At 63.4% G+C, this 18,809-nt stretch carries 16 protein-coding genes; 10 read left to right on the forward strand and 6 right to left on the reverse strand.

From position 1 onward, the window contains the following. The first annotated feature begins 39 nt into the window (after window positions 1-39). Window positions 40-1,233 carry an AI-2E family transporter gene (locus tag ACKAMS_RS30445; RefSeq protein ID WP_003945249.1) on the forward strand — a complete coding sequence of 398 codons (1,194 nt, stop codon included), beginning with the start codon at window positions 40-42 and terminating at the stop codon, window positions 1,231-1,233. Here ACKAMS_RS30445 and ACKAMS_RS30450 read toward each other — a convergent pair whose 3' ends face one another. Further along, the gene (locus tag ACKAMS_RS30450) at window positions 1,234-4,212 is read right to left on the reverse strand and encodes an AAA family ATPase (RefSeq protein WP_408989972.1); all 2,979 of its coding nucleotides are present in this window, start codon (window positions 4,210-4,212) and stop codon (window positions 1,234-1,236) included. It abuts the gene before it with no gap. Further along, complete coding sequence (locus ACKAMS_RS30455; protein WP_020908513.1) at window positions 4,209-5,384, reverse strand: exonuclease SbcCD subunit D; 1,176 nt, start codon at window positions 5,382-5,384, stop codon at window positions 4,209-4,211. The genes ACKAMS_RS30450 and ACKAMS_RS30455 overlap by 4 nt, the downstream gene beginning before the upstream one ends. A gap of 217 nt (window positions 5,385-5,601) precedes the next feature. Here ACKAMS_RS30455 and ACKAMS_RS30460 point away from each other — a divergent pair, with 217 nt between their 5' ends. Continuing rightward, complete coding sequence (locus ACKAMS_RS30460; protein WP_020908514.1) at window positions 5,602-6,558, forward strand: DUF6542 domain-containing protein; 957 nt, start codon at window positions 5,602-5,604, stop codon at window positions 6,556-6,558. Between the two features lie 68 nt (window positions 6,559-6,626). Here the strand turns inward: ACKAMS_RS30460 and ACKAMS_RS30465 are convergent, their stop codons facing one another. Next, window positions 6,627-7,640 carry a 4-hydroxy-3-methylbut-2-enyl diphosphate reductase gene (locus tag ACKAMS_RS30465; protein WP_408989973.1) on the reverse strand — a complete coding sequence of 338 codons (1,014 nt, stop codon included), beginning with the start codon at window positions 7,638-7,640 and terminating at the stop codon, window positions 6,627-6,629. A gap of 153 nt (window positions 7,641-7,793) precedes the next feature. Between ACKAMS_RS30465 and ACKAMS_RS30470 the strand changes: the two genes are divergently transcribed. The 3 genes from ACKAMS_RS30470 to ACKAMS_RS30480 are packed head-to-tail and all read left to right on the forward strand — an operon-like array spanning window position 7,794 to window position 9,870. Further along, entirely contained in the window at window positions 7,794-8,393 is a 600-nt protein-coding gene (locus tag ACKAMS_RS30470) for a lipid droplet-associated protein (protein ID WP_408989974.1), read from the forward strand. Continuing rightward, entirely contained in the window at window positions 8,390-9,655 is a 1,266-nt protein-coding gene (gene xseA, locus ACKAMS_RS30475) for an exodeoxyribonuclease VII large subunit (protein WP_003945258.1), read from the forward strand. The genes ACKAMS_RS30470 and xseA overlap by 4 nt, the downstream gene beginning before the upstream one ends. Beyond that, entirely contained in the window at window positions 9,652-9,870 is a 219-nt protein-coding gene (locus tag ACKAMS_RS30480) for an exodeoxyribonuclease VII small subunit (protein ID WP_003945276.1), read from the forward strand. The genes xseA and ACKAMS_RS30480 overlap by 4 nt, the downstream gene beginning before the upstream one ends. A 21-nt stretch (window positions 9,871-9,891) precedes the next feature. On the opposite strand, the gene ACKAMS_RS30485 is transcribed toward ACKAMS_RS30480, so the two are convergent. Beyond that, window positions 9,892-10,461 carry a DUF4245 domain-containing protein gene (locus ACKAMS_RS30485; RefSeq protein WP_408989975.1) on the reverse strand — a complete coding sequence of 190 codons (570 nt, stop codon included), beginning with the start codon at window positions 10,459-10,461 and terminating at the stop codon, window positions 9,892-9,894. A gap of 180 nt (window positions 10,462-10,641) precedes the next feature. Between ACKAMS_RS30485 and glpX the strand changes: the two genes are divergently transcribed. Together glpX and ACKAMS_RS30495 are read left to right on the forward strand one after the other, a co-directional pair. Continuing rightward, the gene (gene glpX, locus ACKAMS_RS30490; RefSeq protein ID WP_019744581.1) at window positions 10,642-11,676 is read left to right on the forward strand and encodes a class II fructose-bisphosphatase; all 1,035 of its coding nucleotides are present in this window, start codon (window positions 10,642-10,644) and stop codon (window positions 11,674-11,676) included. A gap of 101 nt (window positions 11,677-11,777) precedes the next feature. Then, window positions 11,778-13,181 carry a class II fumarate hydratase gene (locus tag ACKAMS_RS30495; protein ID WP_019744582.1) on the forward strand — a complete coding sequence of 468 codons (1,404 nt, stop codon included), beginning with the start codon at window positions 11,778-11,780 and terminating at the stop codon, window positions 13,179-13,181. Between the two features lie 49 nt (window positions 13,182-13,230). On the opposite strand, the gene ACKAMS_RS30500 is transcribed toward ACKAMS_RS30495, so the two are convergent. Then, window positions 13,231-13,950, reverse strand: coding sequence for an NADPH-dependent F420 reductase (locus ACKAMS_RS30500; protein ID WP_020908517.1), 720 nt, complete (start codon window positions 13,948-13,950; stop codon window positions 13,231-13,233). A gap of 44 nt (window positions 13,951-13,994) precedes the next feature. Beyond that, on the reverse strand, window positions 13,995-14,465 hold the full coding sequence (locus ACKAMS_RS30505) for a nitroreductase family deazaflavin-dependent oxidoreductase (protein ID WP_153211883.1): 471 nt from the start codon (window positions 14,463-14,465) through the stop codon (window positions 13,995-13,997). 340 nt (window positions 14,466-14,805) lie between these two features. Between ACKAMS_RS30505 and ACKAMS_RS30510 the strand changes: the two genes are divergently transcribed. From ACKAMS_RS30510 to ACKAMS_RS30520, 3 genes are all read left to right on the forward strand, one after another. After that, window positions 14,806-15,369 carry a TetR/AcrR family transcriptional regulator gene (locus ACKAMS_RS30510; protein WP_029255849.1) on the forward strand — a complete coding sequence of 188 codons (564 nt, stop codon included), beginning with the start codon at window positions 14,806-14,808 and terminating at the stop codon, window positions 15,367-15,369. Window positions 15,370-15,466: 97 nt separating this feature from the next. Next, the gene (locus tag ACKAMS_RS30515) at window positions 15,467-17,038 is read left to right on the forward strand and encodes an MFS transporter (RefSeq protein WP_020970254.1); all 1,572 of its coding nucleotides are present in this window, start codon (window positions 15,467-15,469) and stop codon (window positions 17,036-17,038) included. 97 nt (window positions 17,039-17,135) lie between these two features. Then, on the forward strand, window positions 17,136-18,749 hold the full coding sequence (locus ACKAMS_RS30520; RefSeq protein WP_151531758.1) for a serine hydrolase: 1,614 nt from the start codon (window positions 17,136-17,138) through the stop codon (window positions 18,747-18,749). The last annotated feature ends 60 nt before the right edge of the window (window positions 18,750-18,809 follow it).

The following is an 18,809-nucleotide window of genomic DNA, read 5'->3' on the forward strand; positions in this document are numbered from 1 at the left end:
TCGGCGAGGAGATCCCTGCGCCGACGGAAAGGACGATCAGTGAGCGAGCAAGACAAGGGGACGTCCGCAGGGGTGCGAAAGCGCGACCGCGGCGAGATCATCGGGCAAGGGGGTATGTGGCTCGCAAAGTGGTCGTTGGTGTTGGCATCGATTTCGCTGGGCGCCTGGATTTTCGGTTGGCTGATCGAAAAGCTCTGGGTCATCATCCTGCCGGTGGCTCTGGCAATCGTCGTTGCGACAGTCATGTGGCCGCCGACCCGCGGAATGATCAAGCGCGGTATGCCACCGGCCGCGGCAGCCGGCATCACCCTGGTCCTCTCGATCGGAATCTTGGCCGGTGTGATCGCAGGCATCGTTCCGTCAGTGGTCAGCCAGGCCCCCGAGCTCGCGAACAAGACCACCGAGGGCATCAATCAGGTTCAGGACTGGCTCCAGGGTCCGCCACTGAATCTGAAGGACGACCAGATCGACAACGCAGTCCATGCCGTCATCACGAAGGTGCAGGAAAGTGGAACCGCCATCGCTTCAGGCGTTTTCAGCGGTGTGAGCACGGCGAGCTCGTTGTTGGTCACGCTCGGTTTGGTCCTGATTCTCGCCTTCTTCTTCATCAAGGACGGACCGAGGTTCATCCCCTGGCTGCACGCTGTCGGCGGCGGCCGCGCCGGTCGGCATCTCGAAGAGGTCCTCACCCGCATGTGGGACACGCTCGGCGGATTCATCAGGACTCAAGCACTGGTGAGCCTGATCGACGCGGTCTTCATCGGCGCCGGATTGCTCATCCTCGGGGTCCCGCTGGCACCGGTGCTGGCAATTCTGACGTTCATCGGTGGATTCATCCCGATCGTCGGTGCGTTTGTCGCCGGCGCCCTGGCTGTGTTGGTTGCGTTGGTGGCAAACGGCCTCACCACCGCCATCATCGTGCTGATCATCATCCTGGCCGTTCAGCAGATCGAAGGAAACGTCCTTCAGCCTGTGCTGCAGAGCAAGTCGATGAAACTCCACGCCGTCATCGTGCTGCTTGCCGTGGCCGCCGGTAGCTCGCTGTACGGCATCGTCGGCGCCTTCCTCGCAGTGCCCGTCGCCGCTGTTGCAGCAGTTGTCATCCGCTACATCGGAGAGCAGATCGACGAACGCGCAAGCGACAACGAGCCGATGCCCGCCGGCGATGCCTCGGACATCCTCGAAGATCAAGACGACGACGCCGAGTCAGAGGTAGAGAACAAAAAGGCCTGATCAGCCCGCGATCACCTTCACCGAGGAGCCTGCACGTCCGCGAATGACGTGCAGGCGACTCGGGATTCGCTGCCTCATCTCGTCCACGTGACTGACGATGCCCACCACTCGTCCTCCGTCGCGAAGCTCGTCCAACACAGCCATCACCGAGTCGAGGGTGTCGGCGTCGAGGGTGCCGAATCCTTCGTCGATGAACATCGTGTCGAGAACGATTCCGCCGGACTCCGCCGCAACCACATCGGCGAGTCCGAGCGCCAAAGACAATGACGCCAAGAACGATTCACCGCCCGAGAGCGTCTTCGCCGAGCGAACGACGCCCGTGAAGTCGTCCCGGATGTCGAGTCCCAGACCGCCGCGGCGACCCCGAGATCCTGCCTCGTCACTGTGCACGAACTCGTACCGTCCCCCGGACATCCGCTGCAGACGAACCGATGCCGACACGGCGATCTCTTCCAACCGCGAAGCGAGCACATACGCTCTCAGCGACATCTTGCGACTGTTCTGACCTTTGCCGGCGATCACGTCTGCGAGAGCAGCGAGTTCGTCGTGCAGTTCACGCTCAGGTGCAACCGCCTCGTAGGCCTTCTCGAGTTGTCCGCTGAACCGTTCGAGATCCGACACACGGTTCTCGGCCAGGGAAGCGGCCGCAACAGTCGCGTTCACTACCTCGGCGCACTGAAGCGCGAGGCCGCGAGGGCCGTCCACGTCGACGGTCTCGACTTCACCCACCGCAACAACCTCGGGGTCGTCGAGGACAGTCCGGGCGGCAACCTCGAGGTCACGCGCCTTGGCAAGTTCCGTTTCGATCGCCGCGATTCGGGCAGGCGATCTCACCCCTCCGATCGCAGCCTCGACCGAATCGAATCCGGCAGCGGCCGCAGCAGCGGACAGTTTGGCCGACAGTTCCGCCGATCGGGCCTGCGCACGAACGGCGTCGTCGCGCATTTCGGACGCCGCCGTGGCAGCGGATGCAAGGCCTTCGAACCGCGAGCGCCGAGCAGCGATGGTCGAATCTTCTCCCACCGCAGCAACGATCGCCGCTCGAATCTGCTCGACCGTCGCTGACAGAGTCGTCCTACGCTCGGCAAGTGCCGCCAATTCGGCTGTCAGAGAAGCGGATTCCTGTTGTAGTTCGGTGTCACGCCCATTGAGTTGCGCAAGTTTTTGTGCCAGCACTCCAACCTGACCGGCAGAGTGTGTCGCCTCGTCGACGGCGTTCCGTGCCTCGGCGCGGAGCCTGTCGAGTTCTTCGGAATCGCCGTCTCCGCCGCGCGCGATCACCCGGTCGATGTCACGTTCGACGGTTACCTGGCGATCGGCCACCTTGCTGAGGGCTTTCTCGGCCGCACGCTCGGCCGCTGACGCGGCTTCCAGATCGGGCTCGGTGACCGTGACGACATCCGACTGAGCCAGCGCAGGGTGTTCACGCGAACCACACACCTGGCATGGGTCACCAGGCGCGAGGGAACTCGCCAACTCCGCCGCCATGCCCTCGATACGCTTTTGCACCAGGTCGAGCCAGCGCCCGCGAGCACTCTGATGGGCGTCGCGCGCATCCAACACCTGCACACGAATCTTCTCGGCTTGCGCACGCAGAGAAACGATTTCATGGGCCGCCGTCGCAGCATCCGACGCTTTTACGAGTGCAGCCTCGAGGCCAGGCAGAGCCGCGTGCGCGCGTTGCGCATCCTCCAGTCGTTGGCCGGCCGAGCGCACCAGTTCTGGCAGTTGTGTGCGTTCAACCGCGATGGCATCGATGCGCTCGGACAGGGAGTCTCGCCGAACTCCGAGTTTCTCGATCTCGGCTTCTGCCGCATCGGCTCGGCGAGCGTCCTCCGCCATTGCGTCCAGGCGAACGATCTCGTCACGCCAGGTCCGGATCCGAGCTACGACGCGTTGACGCTCATCGTCGGTGGGTGGCCACACCTCCGGCACAAAAATCTCCGGACCGTCGAGTGCGGAGTAGGTCGACATCGCTGTGGTCATCGATTCGAGTGCGGCAGCGAGATGCAAGCCGGCAGCGTCCACATCGCCGGCGACAGCGGCCACCGGTAGTGCACGCTTGGCGGTCTCGAGTTCGGCGCCGATCACAGCTCTTTGGGAGGCGCCCGTATTGAATGCTGCGAGTTCAGCGGTCGCACGATTACGGCGAGCTACCAGATCTGCGGTTCGCTGCGCCGCCGACAGAACCCGATTAGCCTCGGCTGCTGCATCTTTCGCGGTCACCAGCTCCGCGAGACTTGCATCGCGGGTGTCCTGAGCCTCGGCGAGGAGTTTGCGCGACCATTCCAGTGGGTGTGCCTCGGCGCCTACCTCGAGTCCCGCAGCTGTCTCGACCTTCGCGAGCAGCAGCCGCACGGATTGCTCCCTGGCCGCGAGCGCGGTCGCACTTGCCTTTCGCTTGGCGTCGAACCATGCCTCGACGGAGACAAACCGCTTGGTGTCGAACAGACGCTCGAGCAGTTTGCCTCGCTCGTCGCTCTCGGCACGCAAGAATTTGGCGAACTCACCCTGCGGCAAGAGCACCACCTGGAAGAACTGATCAGCGCTCATGCCCATGAGGCGGTTGATTTCGTCACCGATGTCAGGGATGCGCGAAAGGTTTTCGCCGCGGCCGTCCAACCACGTCAGTGTGGCCTTTGCATTCTCTGTGATCGAACCGGTGCCACGCTTCTTCGGGCGCGAATACTCTGGACTACGAACAAGTTTGATTCTGCGACCACTGATGGTCGCTTCGAGTTCCACGCGCGGCACCGAACCGGCAGGCGCATGATCGGACAGTAGCCGTTTGCCCTCGTTGCGCGCACCCGGAACCCGCCCGTACAGGGCAAAGGAAACCGCGTCGAGGATCGTGGTCTTGCCTGCACCGGTGTCGCCGTGCAGAAGGAACAGCCCGTCAGCACCCAATCGGTCGAAGTCGACCTCGACAGTGTCGGCAAAGGGCCCGAAAGAGCTGACTTCGAGTTTGTGAAGCCTCACGCGGTTTCACTCAGTTCTACCGTGGACTCCTCGGCGCGCGCGGCAGCGCTGAGCGCTTCGGCCATCAACGTGACCTCCCGCTCGGACGGGTCACTACGCACGGCCGAGACAAAGCCACGCGCGATCTCCATGTCGGTTCGACCCCGTACCGCGTCGCGATACTTGAGATCCGATTGTCCTTCCGGCCTTTGCCATTCGAGGTGAACGGCAAAGGGGAAGCGTGCCTGGAGCTGCCTCATGGCATCGACGGGACGAACCGGATCAGTGAGCAAAGCGGAGACGTAGCACTGCTCGGAATCGGCGTACTTCGACTCGGTGAGAAGTTCCTCGAGAGTTCCCGTCACCTGGCTCAGCCCTCGAATCACCGGAAGATCGAGGCGCTGCACCGACGACAGACCGGCTGCGTCGAGTTCGATCAAAAGCGCAGCCTTGCGGTGGCTGCGCTCACCGAACGAATACGGCAACGGTGAACCTGAGTAGCGAACGCTCTCCGAGAGCATCTGGGGCGAATGCAGATGCCCCAGCGCAACGTAGTCGACACCGGCAAACTCGCCCACTGCGACAGTCTCCACTCCGCCGACCGAAATGGAGCGTTCCGATTCAGACGCCTCACCGCCCACGACAAAGGCATGCGCGAGCAGTACCGACCGAGTCGACGGATCGGTAGCTGTTCGTTCGGCGAGGTCTCGCCGAACACGCGACATCGCCGCACCGAGGATGTCGGAATGAGTACGAGCCCGGGGCACGTCCAACTCGACGCGCGTGATCTCCGGCTCGAGATACGGAATCCCGTAAAACGCGACAGGCCCGAACTGATCACTGAGCATCACCGGAGTACCGATCTGGCCGACTCGGGTGATCAAGTGCAATCCGCCGGCAGCTGCAAAGGACGCCCCGGCACCGAGCCGCACCGCGGAATCGTGGTTGCCGGACGTGGCGACGATGACCGCTCCGGCCGCCCGGATTGCCTCGAAGCCTCGATTGCACACCGTGACCGCGTCGGAACTGGGAATTGAGCGGTCGTAGATGTCACCGGGCACGACCACGACGTCAACACCGTGTTCGCGGACGGAATCCGCGATGGAACCGAGCACACTCGCCTGATCGGCCAACAGATCGACGCCGTGAAACGTGCGACCAATGTGCCAATCGGAGGTGTGCAGAATCTTCATGAATCCGACGGTAGAGCAGCCCACCGACACTGCCGATCTCCCACGCTGACGGCTTCGACGGTGTGCCCCAACCCACGAACGTCCGGTGACCCTGCACACAATCCGTCCGGTTCGTTTGGCGAAGAACCCGAAACCATCGCGCCAACGCGCCGATAAATGCGCCAGCCACGACCCGCACAAACACGGCCGACAACGCAAGAACCGCTAATGTCGTTATGTGTCTGCAACCCAACGTGCTCGCTCCGGGGTACCGCTGGACAAGCGATCGCTCATCGTGACCGTCCCCGGCCTGCCCTGGTGGGGAGTGATCCTGCTTGCTGCCGGTGTCACCGCCGTCGGCGTACTGATCGATGCAACCGGAGGCGGCGGCGAGCTCACCGCGGTGTTCTCGACGTTCTACTTCCTGGGCTGTCTCTTCGCTGTGGTTGCCGCTTCGAACAAGGCTCTTTTCACCGCGATGGCCCAACCTCCGTTGCTGCTCTTCGCTGCGGTGCCGATCGGGCACACGCTCATCGGCAAGGACAACAGCACCGCACTGCGCGACATCGCGATCAACATCGCGTACCCGTTGGTCAACCGCTTTCCGATCATGTTGGCCGCAACCGTCGTCGTGCTGATAATCGGCGGTTTCCGGTACTTCCTCCTCAATCAGCGTCCCACCGGGCCTGCGCGCTCGACCCGCTCCCGCCGCTCGGCGACCGCCACTCGAGAATCCTCTGCGGCTGCCACGCGAGAACAATCCGCACCCGAGACCGGGCGTCGCCGCAGAGTCTCGGACGCGCCCGTCCCCGGGCCCCCGCGTCGCCGCGCCCCCGAGGTGGACGAACAGCCCGCTTACCGAAGCGCTCCCAGGCGCGAACCGATCGAAGACGATCGCCCGCTGCCGCCCCGGAGAAGCCCACTGCCGCCCAGGGTCGATCGCACGCACCAACCGCCTACGCGTCGCCCTCAGCCGGACAGCAGACCGACAGCAGACGACGACTACCCGTCGTACGGTCGCCGCCGTGCGCCCGAGCCCAGTCCGTCGCCCAGGCGTGAGGAGCGAATGGAGCCCTTCTTCGCTTCGGGTGACGACGTATCACCGCCGCTGCCCCCTCGGCGCCGCCCACCCGGAGTCGATCTTCCGGCGTATCCGCCGCCGCGAGTTCGGTACCGCGATCGCGAAGAGCCCTGACAGACGAGCCCAGCAGCAAAAAAATGCGGGGCACCTTCCAGATGGAAGGTGCCCCGCATTTTCTTGTTCTACGACGTGCGCGCTGCTCGCAATTCACGGGGAAGAGCGAACACCAAGGTCTCGTTGGCTGTGGTGACGGGCTGAACGTCGTTGTATCCATGCTCGGCAAGAAGTTCGATCACGCCGCGCACGAGCACCTCGGGCACTGATGCGCCCGACGTGATGCCGACGGTCTGGACACCCTCGAGCCACGCGAGATCGACCTCACGGGCGTAGTCGACCAGGTACGACGCAGCAGCGCCTGCACCAAGCGCGACCTCGACCAGGCGAACCGAGTTGGACGAGTTCCGCGAACCCACCACGATCACGAGATCGCACTCGGGAGCCATCGCCTTGACCGCGACCTGACGGTTCTGCGTGGCGTAGCAGATGTCGTCGGACGGCGGGTCCTGCAGATTGGGGAAGCGCTCACGCAGGAGCGCGACAGTCTGCATCGTCTCGTCGACGCTCAGTGTGGTCTGGGAAAGCCAGATGACCTTCGACTCGTCACGAACCGTGACCGCGTCGACCGAATCCGGGCCGTCGACGATGGTGACGTGATCGGGAGCCTCACCTGCGGTGCCCTCGACCTCCTCGTGGCCTTCGTGGCCGATGAGGAGAATGTCGTAATCGTCGCGAGCGAATCGCTTTGCTTCCTGGTGCACCTTCGTGACCAGGGGGCACGTAGCGTCGATCGTGCGCAGGTTCCGCTCGGCGGCCGAGTCGTGGACGGCCGGAGACACACCGTGCGCTGAGAACACGAGGAGTGATCCTTCCGGAACCTCGTCGGTTTCGTCGACGAAGATCACGCCTTGATCTTCGAGCGTCTCGACGACGTGGCGATTGTGGACGATCTCCTTACGCACGTAGATGGGTGCGCCGTGCTTCTCGAGCGCCTTCTCGACGGTCTCGACCGCGCGGTCGACGCCGGCGCAGTAGCCGCGAGGCTCGGCGAGGAGCACGCGCTTGGCGCTGCCCTTGCGGGTGGACGGCGAATCAGCCGAGTGCGCGATACCGAGATTGAGAGGAACAGCCGAAGACATGTGACCAGCCTACTGGCACCTCGAACGTGAGACACTCCGGCAAACGTGAACACCTCGGTTTCGGGCTCCGATCGAAGGTTCCGAAGTAAACGAGTACGGCCGTCACAGGCAAGTCGGCTACCGATTGTCGGAGCTTTGCGGCAAGCTGTGGGAATGATCCGACCACCGTTCGTGGCGCGCGTTGCCGCGGGACTCGCCGTCACCGCGATGGAAGAGGCAAAGAAGTTGCCCACCACCGCTGTCGCCCTGCCGATGACCGCCGTGAGCCAGATGCTGCAGACAAGCATGCGCGTGCAGCAGTCGATCACCTCGTTGGCGATCAAGGGCGATCAGGCATTTGCACTGATCAACTGGTCTTCCGAGGACGAACAGCCCGAGTGGGCGGTCTTCGACGAAGACGCCGACGCTCCCGCGGACTCGGCGCCTTCCACCGGGTCGACCACCGCTGACACCCCGACCAATGCCGGACGCTTCGCGCTCTACTCGCTCGAGCCGACTGCCCCCATCGAGGAGCCCGCACCCGGCGCCGAGTCCGAATCCGCGGCAGCTACGACGGACGGACCTGCCGAAGAGCCCGAGATCGTCACCGAACTCGACTACCCCAACCTCACACTCGCACAGCTCCGTGCGCGCATCCGGACGCTCAGCATCGACGAGCTGACCGCCGTCCTGGACTACGAGAATGCGACGCTCGCCCGCGCACCGTTCCAGACCATGCTCACCAACCGCATCACCACAGCCAAGGCAAAGTGACTTCCGCAACGCCCCCCGCTTCATCGCAGCGATCGTCCGGCGCCAGCAGCGCTGAACAGCCGTGGCCGGTCCGCACGGTTTCCGCCAAGGTCGCCGGCTGGATCGATCGACTCGGCAGCATCTGGGTCGAAGGTCAGATCACCCAGATCAATGCACGCCCCGGTACCCGAACGGCCTTTCTCGTTCTGCGTGATCCGTCGGCAGACATGTCGCTGTCGATCACATGCTCACCACAGTTGTTGCACAACTCTCCGGTGCCGTTGACCGAGGGCTCGCGTGTCGTGATGTTCGGCAAGCTCTCGTTCTACACCGGACGCGGAACGGTGTCGTTGCGTGTCACCGAGATTCGCGCCGTGGGTATCGGTGAGCTGCTGGCCCGCATCGAGAGACTGCGCGCCTTGCTCGCCGCGGAGGGCTTGTTCGATCCGAGACTCAAACGGCCTCTTCCGTTTCTGCCCGGCACGATCGGCCTGATCACGGGCCGAGCCAGCGCGGCCGAAAAGGATGTCGTCTCGGTCGCCCACCGTCGTTGGCCCGCAGTGGCTATCGCGGTGCGTAACACCGCGGTGCAGGGCCCGACTGCTGTTCCCCAGATCATCGAAGCGCTGAAGGAACTCGACGCCAACCCGGTAGTCGACGTCATCATCCTCGCTCGCGGCGGCGGTAGCGTCGAGGATCTTCTGCCGTTCTCCGACGAAGCGCTGTGCCGCGCCATCGTGGCCTGCACGACGCCGATCGTCAGTGCCATCGGCCACGAGCCGGACAGCCCGCTCAGTGACCACGTCGCCGACCTGCGCGCAGCCACACCCACCGACGCGGCCAAGCGCGTCGTACCCGACGCGGTTGCGGAAGCTGCTCTGGTTGCCGATCTTCGTGACCGCAGCGCTGCGGCACTGCGCAGCTGGGTCAAGCGTGAGTCTCATCTGATCGAACAGTTGCGCACTCGACCGGTCATGGCATCACCGCTGCTCGCGGTGGACCGTCGCGCCGAAGAGGTCGAAAGGCTCCAGGCCGCCGGGCGACGCGATGTGACTCGGTTGATCGACTCCGAGTCCCGAACGATCGAGCATCTGCGCGCCCGGCTCACCACTCTCGGCCCCGCCGCGACGCTGGCCCGCGGGTACGCAGTCGTGCAACGTGTTGTCGCCGACGGCGATCCGGAGGTTCTGCGCTCGGTCGAGGACGCGCCACCCGGAACCCAGATTCGAGTTCGACTTGCAGACGGCGCCGTTCGCGCCGCAGTGATGGGAAGAGAAAAATGAGCAACGCCACCGACACCGACATCAACGAACTCGGCTACGAAGCAGCCCGCGACGAATTGGTGAGCGTCGTGAAGATTCTCGAACAGGGCGGCCTGGACCTCGACGCGTCACTCTCACTGTGGGAGCGAGGCGAAGCGTTGGCCAAGCGCTGTGAAGAGCATTTGGCCGGCGCCAGGGCTCGCGTCGAAAAAGCTCTGGCCGAAGCGGACGAGTAACGTCCGCTCCGACCGGAAATCCTATGGCGTGATCGGCTGCGCTGCGCCGACCTTCTCGGCAAGAATCCGGAACTCTTCCGGCGTCGCCGCGCCCGTGAGCAACAGGCGAACATCCCCGACGTCCGTGACCCAGATCGACTCGACACCTTCGCCGTCGAAGACGTTCCACGTGTCGGCACCGACGGTCTCGACTCCGGTCGCGAATCGCTGTCCACCGGCAACGTGTGACACCAACGGGAATTCCTCGGCGTTGCTCTGTGTCAGCTGAATGTAGCGACCGCTGGTCGTGATGAATCCCACAGTGCTCGAATCTCCGCCGCCGTCGCCGGAGATGATTTTGCGACTGCCGGAGTTCGGGGTCCACCCGTCCGGAACACCGGGATTACGGATGGGAAATCCGAGTTCCTTCGCGTCGTAGTTCAGAGCTGCGTCCACGTCGACGCTCGGGATAGGCCCCTGCGTCGGGCCGCCAGGACTGAACGTGCACTGGCTGGCGATGCCCGCAATGATGATGCAGAACAGCACCAACGGTACGAGAGACCAGACCATGTCTTTGTTGTCTTCGAGAATGCGGGGTTTCTTCGATGCCACACCCCCAGTATCCAGGTACTGCGCAGTAGATACGATTCCCGGTCCCCTTCGAGCGAGACAAAACGTCGCAGCGGCGACCCGACAGCGCACGTAGCCGCTCCCATCTGGGACAATGACGCCTGAAGAAACCACTGCGTCGACACACCCCGTCGACCGCGACCGCGCCAGGAGGCACCGCACATGACGGCCAGCAGCACTCATCGTGAGACCCCGGACCGTAACCTCGCACTCGAATTGGTCCGAGTCACCGAAGCCGGTGCTATGGCTGCCGGCCGCTGGGTAGGCCGCGGCGACAAGGAAGGCGGCGACGGAGCAGCCGTCGACGCTATGCGTCAGCTCGTCTCCTCCGTCTCGATGCGCGGCATCGTCGTCATCGGTGAGGGCGAGAAGGACGAAGCGCCGATGCTGTTCAACGGCGAAGAGGTCGGAAACGGCGACGGTCCCGACTGTGACTTCGCCGTCGACCCGGTCGACGGCACCACCTTGATGTCCAAGGGCATGCCCAACGCGATCTCCGTTCTGGCTGTTGCCGAGCGCGGCGCGATGTTCGATCCGTCGGCCGTGTTCTACATGGAGAAGATCGCTGTCGGACCGGATGCTGCAGATGTCATCGACATCAGCGCACCGATCGCCGAGAACATCAAGCGCGTCGCCAAGGTCAAGAAGGCGTCGGTCTCCGACATCACGATCTGCATCCTGGACCGCCCGCGTCACAACCAGCTGATCCAGGACGTGCGCGACACCGGCGCTCGTATCCGTCTGATCTCCGACGGTGACGTTGCCGGCGCCATCGCCGCAGCGCGTCCCGAGTCCGGCACCGACATGCTCGTCGGCATCGGCGGAACGCCTGAGGGCATCATCGCCGCAGCAGCCATGCGCTGCATGGGTGGATCGCTGCAGGGCAAGCTCGCACCCACCGACGACGAAGAGCGCCAGAAGGCCATCGACGCCGGTCATGATCTCGATCGGATCCTGACCACCGAAGATCTCGTCTCCGGCGAGAACGTCTTCTTCTGCGCCACGGGCGTCACCGATGGTGACCTGCTGCGCGGTGTCCGTTACTACGGCGGCGGCGCCAGCACGCAGTCCATCGTGATGCGTAGCAAGTCCGGCACCGTTCGCATGATCGACGCGTACCACCGTCTCGAGAAGCTGCGCGAGTACAGCTCCGTCGACTTCGACGGCGAAGAGGGCGCGGTTCCCCCGACGTTCTGATGGGCTCCGCCCCGTGAGCGGTTAGGGAGTCCCTGCACTCCTTAACCGCTCACGGGGGACGTAGTCCCCTACCCGCCCTCCAAAAGTGGCAATGTGGAGCCATGACGGAGAGCAACGATCAACAGTTCCGAATCGAACACGACACCATGGGCGAAGTTCGGGTGCCCATCGACGCGCTGTGGCGGGCACAGACCCAGCGTGCAGTCGAGAACTTCCCGATCAGCGGGCGCCCACTCGAGCGCACCCAGATCCGCGCAATGGGCTTGCTGAAAGCAGCGTGTGCGCAGGTCAACAAGGACCTCGGACTGCTCGACGCGGACAAGGCCGACGCAATCATCGCCGCCGCGAACGAGATCGCCGAAGGCAAGCACGACGATCAGTTCCCCATCGATGTCTTCCAGACCGGCTCGGGAACCAGCTCGAACATGAACGCCAACGAGGTCATCGCGTCCATCGCGAAGGCCGCGGGCGTGGACGTACACCCCAATGATCACGTCAACATGTCGCAGTCCTCCAACGACACCTTCCCCACCGCCACGCACGTCGCCGCTACCGAAGCAGCGGTCACCGATCTTGTTCCGGCACTGGAACATCTGCATGCTGCGCTTGCCACGAAGGCGTCCGAGTGGAAGACCGTCGTCAAATCCGGACGCACCCACCTGATGGACGCTGTGCCGGTCACGCTCGGTCAGGAGTTCGGCGGTTACGCACGTCAGATCGAGGCCGGCATCGAGCGCGTCAACGCAACACTCCCCCGCCTCGGCGAGTTGCCGATCGGCGGAACAGCAGTCGGCACCGGTCTCAATGCTCCGGATGGATTCGGCCCCAAAGTTGTTGCCGAGCTGGTCAAGTCGACAGGCGTCGACGCGCTGACTCCGGCGAAGAACAGCTTCGAAGCACAGGCCGCGCGTGACGGACTGGTCGAGGCGTCGGGCGCGCTGCGGACCATCGCAGTCTCACTGACGAAGATTGCCAACGACATTCGGTGGATGGGATCGGGCCCGCTGACCGGACTCGGCGAGATCGCACTCCCCGATCTGCAGCCGGGTAGCTCGATCATGCCCGGCAAGGTGAACCCGGTCCTGCCCGAGGCAACCACTCAGGTTGCGGCTCAGGTGATCGGAAACGACGCCGCCATCGCGTGGGGCGGCGCTGCCGGAGCGTTCGAACTCAACGTCTACATCCCGGTCATGGCTCGCAACCTGCTGGAGTCGTTCACCTTGCTGGCCAACGTCTCTCGACTGTTCGCCGACAAGTGTGTCAGCGGACTGGTCGCACACGAGGAGCACCTCAAGACACTCGCCGAATCTTCACCGTCGATCGTGACGCCCCTCAACTCGGCGATCGGTTACGAGGAAGCCGCGGCCGTCGCGAAGCAGGCGCTCAAAGAGAAGAAGACGATCCGCCAGGTCGTCATCGAGCGCGGACTCGTCCCGGACAAGCTGAGCGAGGAAGAACTCGACAAGCGTCTCGACGTTCTGGCGATGGCGAAGGTCAAGGACTGAACAAACAACAGAGTGGCGGTTTCCACTTCGGAAACCGCCACTCTTTTCCCTACACCGTAGTGGTTGCGCGCCACTCGTCGGTGCGATCGGGGCTCGCCTCGGCCAATGCCTTCAACGTCGCTTCTCGATCGAAGTCCTTGCCGTACACCGGAGTTCCCGGCTGCTGACGCCAGGAATCGTCGATCGTTCCCGCATCGACAGGATCGAAGCCCAACTGATTGATCAGATCGAACACGACCTGCTTGTTCGCGTCGTCGTCGCCGGCGATGGGTAGCGCAATGCGCCCCTCTGCACCTTCGGGAAGCCCCTTCTCGAGGAGATGCTTCCACCAGATTCCGTTGAACGCCTTGAATACCGGTACACCCAGGCGCTCCTGCACCCATCCGCTTTCGGTCTGTCCGTCCTCGATGGCCGAGATCAGACCGTCACGCTGTTGCGGGTAGTAGTTGTTGGTCTCGATGACCGGGGCACCGGCGACCGCACCGCTGAGGATCCCCGCCGGTAGATCGACCACGTTCTTCTGCGGAATGCTCACGATGACCAGCTCGGCGCCCTCGGCGGCCTCGGTGCTGCGGACTGCCTTCGCGCCCGTCTCCGCTTCCAGTTCTGCAAGGGTGTCCGGTGTCCGCGAGTTCGAGACGCGCACGTCGTGACCGAGCGCAGCGAGCCTACGTGTGAGCGTGCCACCGATCTGACCGGCTCCGATGATTCCGATGCGCATGACCCTGCTCCTTCGTCGTGTGTAGTGGCGATCGCGCCACCGCTGCATTCGTCAACGACGAGAACGCACCGGGTCATTCCGTACCGACTACTTCAACTCCCGTTGATTAAATCGGTTGACGGATCGAGTTCGAGCCTGATGCGAACACTGACCGGATCGGTCTGCAATCCGCGAAAGGCAGAGGCCGTCAGCGCCGATCTGAACTTCCCCGACGTGAATGTCTTCACCCGCGCCGGGACGTCGTCGTCCGGCATGATCTGGGCTTGTCCGTCCACCCACTCGCCGCGGCGACGGATCCGAACCTTCGGCGTCGCAGAGATATTGGCGCCCCAGCCCCTGTCGATGCCGTGCTGCGCGATGACCCACGCCTCGTCGCCGTCGTAGGTGATCGCAACGGGCACTCGGCGGGTCAGACCGGTTCGGCGTCCAACCGTCTCGATCTCGGTCATCAACGACGGCATCAAACCGATCCGATTCAATCCGGTGACCAGCGGATTGGCGAAATACTTCCCGACTGCGACTTCGATTCTTCGTTTTCGTGCAACTGACGTCGGTACCGGCATGCCGTTTCCTCTCCTCCGGAGCTGGCGCTCGAAGCAACAGCTCTATACCGTACGATATAACCACTGATCCGGGAGTTTTGCCACCATGAATATCGATCAATACCCACTACCTGCACACAACACTTGACTGTGTCTGTCGGTTACATCTAGTCTCAGATTCGTTCCTATACCGATCGACATACTGGGAGGCAGTGATGAACACACCTCGAGACACCTCGTTGCCATGACCGGCCCGCAGACGCGTTGTCCGATCGCCGCAGCGCGTCGCAAGTGGGGAGTACCAAGAGAATCAGCGGCACCAGATGAATCGAACAGCTCTGCGATTGCATACGATGGCGGGATGGCCGACTCCGATTCCCGCACTCTGATGCTGGTCGGCGCCATCAATGCCTTCCGTGAACACGGGATCGCGACGACCTCGCTCACCGAGATCGTCGAACGCTCGGGAGCTCCCCGCGGGTCGGTGTACCACTACTTTCCCGAAGGCAAAGGACAGCTTGCCGGCGAAGCAGTTGCCTACTTCGGCCGAGGCGTCAGCGCCGCCATCAGTTCGATGATCGCTCAGTCTTCCCCACCGGAGATCATCGACGCGGTTGTCACAATATTTCGAAACAGCTTGGTAGAGAGCGATTTCACCTCCTCCTGTCCGGTCGCAGCCGCGGCGGTGGAGGGCGCGTCGACGCCGGCGGCATTAACTGCTGCGGGCGAATCCTTCACCTCGTGGGAATCGCTTCTCACATCGTTCTTCTGGCAGCAGGGACAGCCGTCCGAGACTGCAGCACAGTGGGCAACCGTCGTGATCGCGTCGATCGAAGGCGCGACTCTGATGGCAAAAGCTCAGCACACCACCGCGCCTCTCGATCGGATCGGCGCGCACCTCAAGGCTCTGGTCTCCCCGAGCTGACCAACCCCTCTACTTCCAACCGCTGCTGCCGTCCGCGCAGGAGCAGAGATGGCGTACAAACATGTCTCACACACTTGCACCGGCGCCCTCGGTGCCCATGATGACCAAGTCCCGTCGATTCACTGCGCTGATCTTCATCTGCCTCGCCGAACTCCTTGTCGTGCTGGACAACACAGTGGTCAACGTCGCACTGCCGACGATGAGCGTCGACCTGTTCGCCAGCGTCAGTGACCTGCAATGGATCGTCGACGCGTACACGTTGACCTTCGCCGGGTTCCTACTCACTTTCGGCCACCTGGGTGACCGCTTCGGACGCCGCCGAGTGATGATCATCGGTCTGATCGGCGTCGGCGCGATGTCGCTCGTCGGCGCTTTGGCTTCCAACCTCGAACAGGTGATCATGGCGCGCGCTGCCATGGGTGTCTTTGCCGCAGCGGTCTTTCCTGCCACCCTGGCCATGATCACGAACATCTTCACCGACGCCAGAGAACGAGCCATCGCCATCGCTGCCTGGACCGCAATGGCCGGCTTCGCGATTGCCATCGGCCCGACGGCAGGCGGTTGGCTCCTCGAGCACTTCTCCTGGCACTCGGTGTTCTGGATGAACGTTCCGGCTGCGTTGCTGGTCATCGTCGGTGTGCTGCTGGTTGTTCCGGAATCGAAGGCGCTTCACGTCGGCCGATTCGATTTCGTCGGAACAATCTTGTCGCTCCTCGGCATCGTCATTCTGGTGTGGACCATCATCGACGCGCCACATCGCGGATGGGTGTCGCCATTCAGCATCACGGGATACCTCTCTGCAACAGTGTTGTTGGCGGCATTCGTCGCATGGGAACTGCGCACCGATGCGCCGATCCTGAACATGAATCTCTTCCGAATCCGGCGGTTTTCATTCCCCGCCTTGGCTATTGCGGTCAGCTACTTCAGCATGTTCGGGTTCTTGTTCCTGATCACGCAGTACTTCCAGGGCGTTCGCGAATACTCGCCACTCGAATTCGGCATCCACTCTTTGCCTTTCGCCGCCGCTGTTGCGGTGGGCGCTCCCGTCGCCACCTTGGCGGCACAGAAACTCGGCACGACCGCAGTGATGGTGTTCGGCCTCCTCGTCCTCAGCGGCGGCATGTTCCTGGCCGGCCAGACGACCGTCGAGACGCCCTACCTCGGACCCGTCGTGATCTCGATGGTTCTCATGGGTCTGGGCCTCGCAATTGTCCAGGGACCGGCTACCGACTCCATAATGTCCTCGGTGCCCCTCGACGAAGCCGGCGCAGGCTCGGCAGTCAACGACACGACGCGGGAACTCGGTGGGACCCTGGGCGTCGCCGTCATCGGCTCGATCGTCGCCTCGTATTACACGTCCAAGGTGGCTCCGATCGTCGACGCCATTCCCGACGCCGTGATGTCGGCACAGGAGAAGGGCTTCGCTCGTGAGTCGGTGCTCAGCGTCATCGAGATCCGCTCGCGCGACATCAGTCCGCTCTTCGAGCAGCAGAAGGACAGTCTGATCTACACGATGAAGACCGCGTGCCTGGAAGGCTTCGCCATCGCGTCGTACTTCACGGTCGGCGCAGCACTGATCACCGCGCTGCTGGTCGCGTTGTTGCTCCCCTGGAAGCCGGTCACAGAAGGCTCCATTCTCGGCAGTCTGGCGACCAAGACCCCGAAGTAGCTACAAGGTTTCCCGATTTGTCCGTATCTCAGCCCGCCGTTCCCCGATACTGGATTGACCGAGTGGTACCGACGACAGCCCTGCTAGGGAGAATCTCGTGTCCATCACCAGTAGAAACAGCTCGCGACTGTCGGCAGCGGCGGTTCCGGTAGTACTGACGGTCGCCCTGCTCGCCGGATGCTCGTCCGATTCAGACACCACCTCAGCGCCCGGGCCGGTCGTCAGCGACGCCAGCCCCGGTCTCGACGCCGGGGTGCCGATCCCGGACGGGCAAATCGACGACGCGGTCGGGAAGCTCGACGGCCTCGCGAACGATCTCATGGCAAGTTCGGGCGTCCCCGGCATGGCTGTGGCCGTGGTGCACGGCGGTAAGACTGTGTATGCAAAGGGATTCGGGGTTCGCGAGTTGGGTAAGAGCGCCACCGTCGATGCCGACACCGTGTTCCAACTGGCATCGGTGTCGAAATCGGTAGGAGCCACGGTGGTCGCCCACGAAGTCGGAATCGGGACCGTCGACTGGGACACTCCGGTGATCTCGAAACTGCCGGGGTTTGCGCTTGGCGATCCGTGGGTGACCGACCACCTCACGATCTCCGATCTCTACACGCATCGGTCGGGATTACCGGACCACGCCGGCGACGGGCTGGAGGACCTGGGCTACAACCGGGCCCAGGTGCTCGAGAAGCTTCGCCAACTACCGCTCAATCCATTCCGAATCACATACGAGTACACGAACTTCGGCGTCACAGCCGGCGCTGAGGCCGTTGCAGCTGCGGCGGGCACCGATTGGGAAACGCTGTCGCAGAACACGATCTACGGCCCGCTCGGTATGACATCGACGTCTTCGCGGTTCGCCGATTACCAGGCCCGAGAAAATCGAACAGTGGGCCACATCCTCGAAGACGGAAAGTACAAGGTAGGGCCGGTTCGGGACGCCGACGCCCAATCCCCCGCCGGTGGAGTCAGCTCCTCCGCGAACGACTTGGCCAAGTGGTTGGACATGGTGCTGTCCGGCGGTCAGTATCAGGGGCAGCAGGTCGTTCAGACGGATGCGCTCGTGCCCGCAGTGAACCCGGAGATCGTCTCGCGCCACGCGCAGGAAATCGGGGAACGCTCCGGCTTCTACGGCTACGGGTTCAACGTTTCCGACAGCGCCGCAGGCCGTGTCACCGCCAGCCACTCCGGCGCCTTCCTGGTCGGAGCCGGGACAAATTTCGTGACGATTCCCTCCGCTGACGTCGGCATCGTCGTTCTAACCAACGGCACGCCCACCGGCGTCGCGGAGACCTTGACCGCCGAGTTCGCCGATCTGGTGCAGTTCGGGAAGATCACCCGCGAGTGGCGCCCGCTGTACGAAGCGGCGTTTGCCTCACAAGCCGATCCCGAGGGCGAACTTGCCGGGAAGACACCGCCGACCTCCCCCGCGCCTGCCCCACCGACAAACCAATTGACCGGCGACTACGGCAACCCGTACTGGGGTCCCGCACTCGTGACGCAGCAGAACGGTGCGCTGACCTTGACCATGGGTCCCGCGGCGGTGACGTACCAGCTGACCCACTGGGACGGAAACACCTTCACGTTTCCGCTCAGCGGCGAGAACGCACCGGCCGGGACGGTCTCGAAGGCCACCTTCGACGGAAACTCGCTAACCTTGGAGTACTTCGATCACGATCATCTCGGTACCTTCATCCGGGCAACACCGGCCGAATAATCAGCCAAGGACATCTCAATCTTGTTGTCAAGCAGCAACGACTCCCGTGGCGGGAGGTGA

The sequence above is a fragment of the Rhodococcus sp. 5A-K4 genome (assembly GCF_046097995.1).
GTDB classification, from domain to species: Bacteria; Actinomycetota; Actinomycetes; order Mycobacteriales; family Mycobacteriaceae; genus Rhodococcus_F; species Rhodococcus_F erythropolis.

Bases quoted from the DNA above. Each gene is read 5' to 3' on its own strand.
- ACKAMS_RS30455 (WP_020908513.1), bottom strand. From the start codon at position 5,384: ATGAAGATTCTGCACACCTCCGATTGGCACATTGGTCGCACGTTTCAC.
- ACKAMS_RS30465 (WP_408989973.1), bottom strand. From the start codon at position 7,640: ATGTCTTCGGCTGTTCCTCTCAATCTCGGTATCGCGCACTCGGCTGAT.
- ACKAMS_RS30470 (WP_408989974.1), top strand. From the start codon at position 7,794: ATGATCCGACCACCGTTCGTGGCGCGCGTTGCCGCGGGACTCGCCGTC.
- ACKAMS_RS30480 (WP_003945276.1), top strand. From the start codon at position 9,652: ATGAGCAACGCCACCGACACCGACATCAACGAACTCGGCTACGAAGCA.
- glpX (WP_019744581.1), top strand. From the start codon at position 10,642: ATGACGGCCAGCAGCACTCATCGTGAGACCCCGGACCGTAACCTCGCA.
- ACKAMS_RS30495 (WP_019744582.1), top strand. From the start codon at position 11,778: ATGACGGAGAGCAACGATCAACAGTTCCGAATCGAACACGACACCATG.
- ACKAMS_RS30500 (WP_020908517.1), bottom strand. From the start codon at position 13,950: ATGCAGCGGTGGCGCGATCGCCACTACACACGACGAAGGAGCAGGGTC.
- ACKAMS_RS30505 (WP_153211883.1), bottom strand. From the start codon at position 14,465: ATGCCGGTACCGACGTCAGTTGCACGAAAACGAAGAATCGAAGTCGCA.
- ACKAMS_RS30510 (WP_029255849.1), top strand. From the start codon at position 14,806: ATGGCCGACTCCGATTCCCGCACTCTGATGCTGGTCGGCGCCATCAAT.
- ACKAMS_RS30515 (WP_020970254.1), top strand. From the start codon at position 15,467: ATGATGACCAAGTCCCGTCGATTCACTGCGCTGATCTTCATCTGCCTC.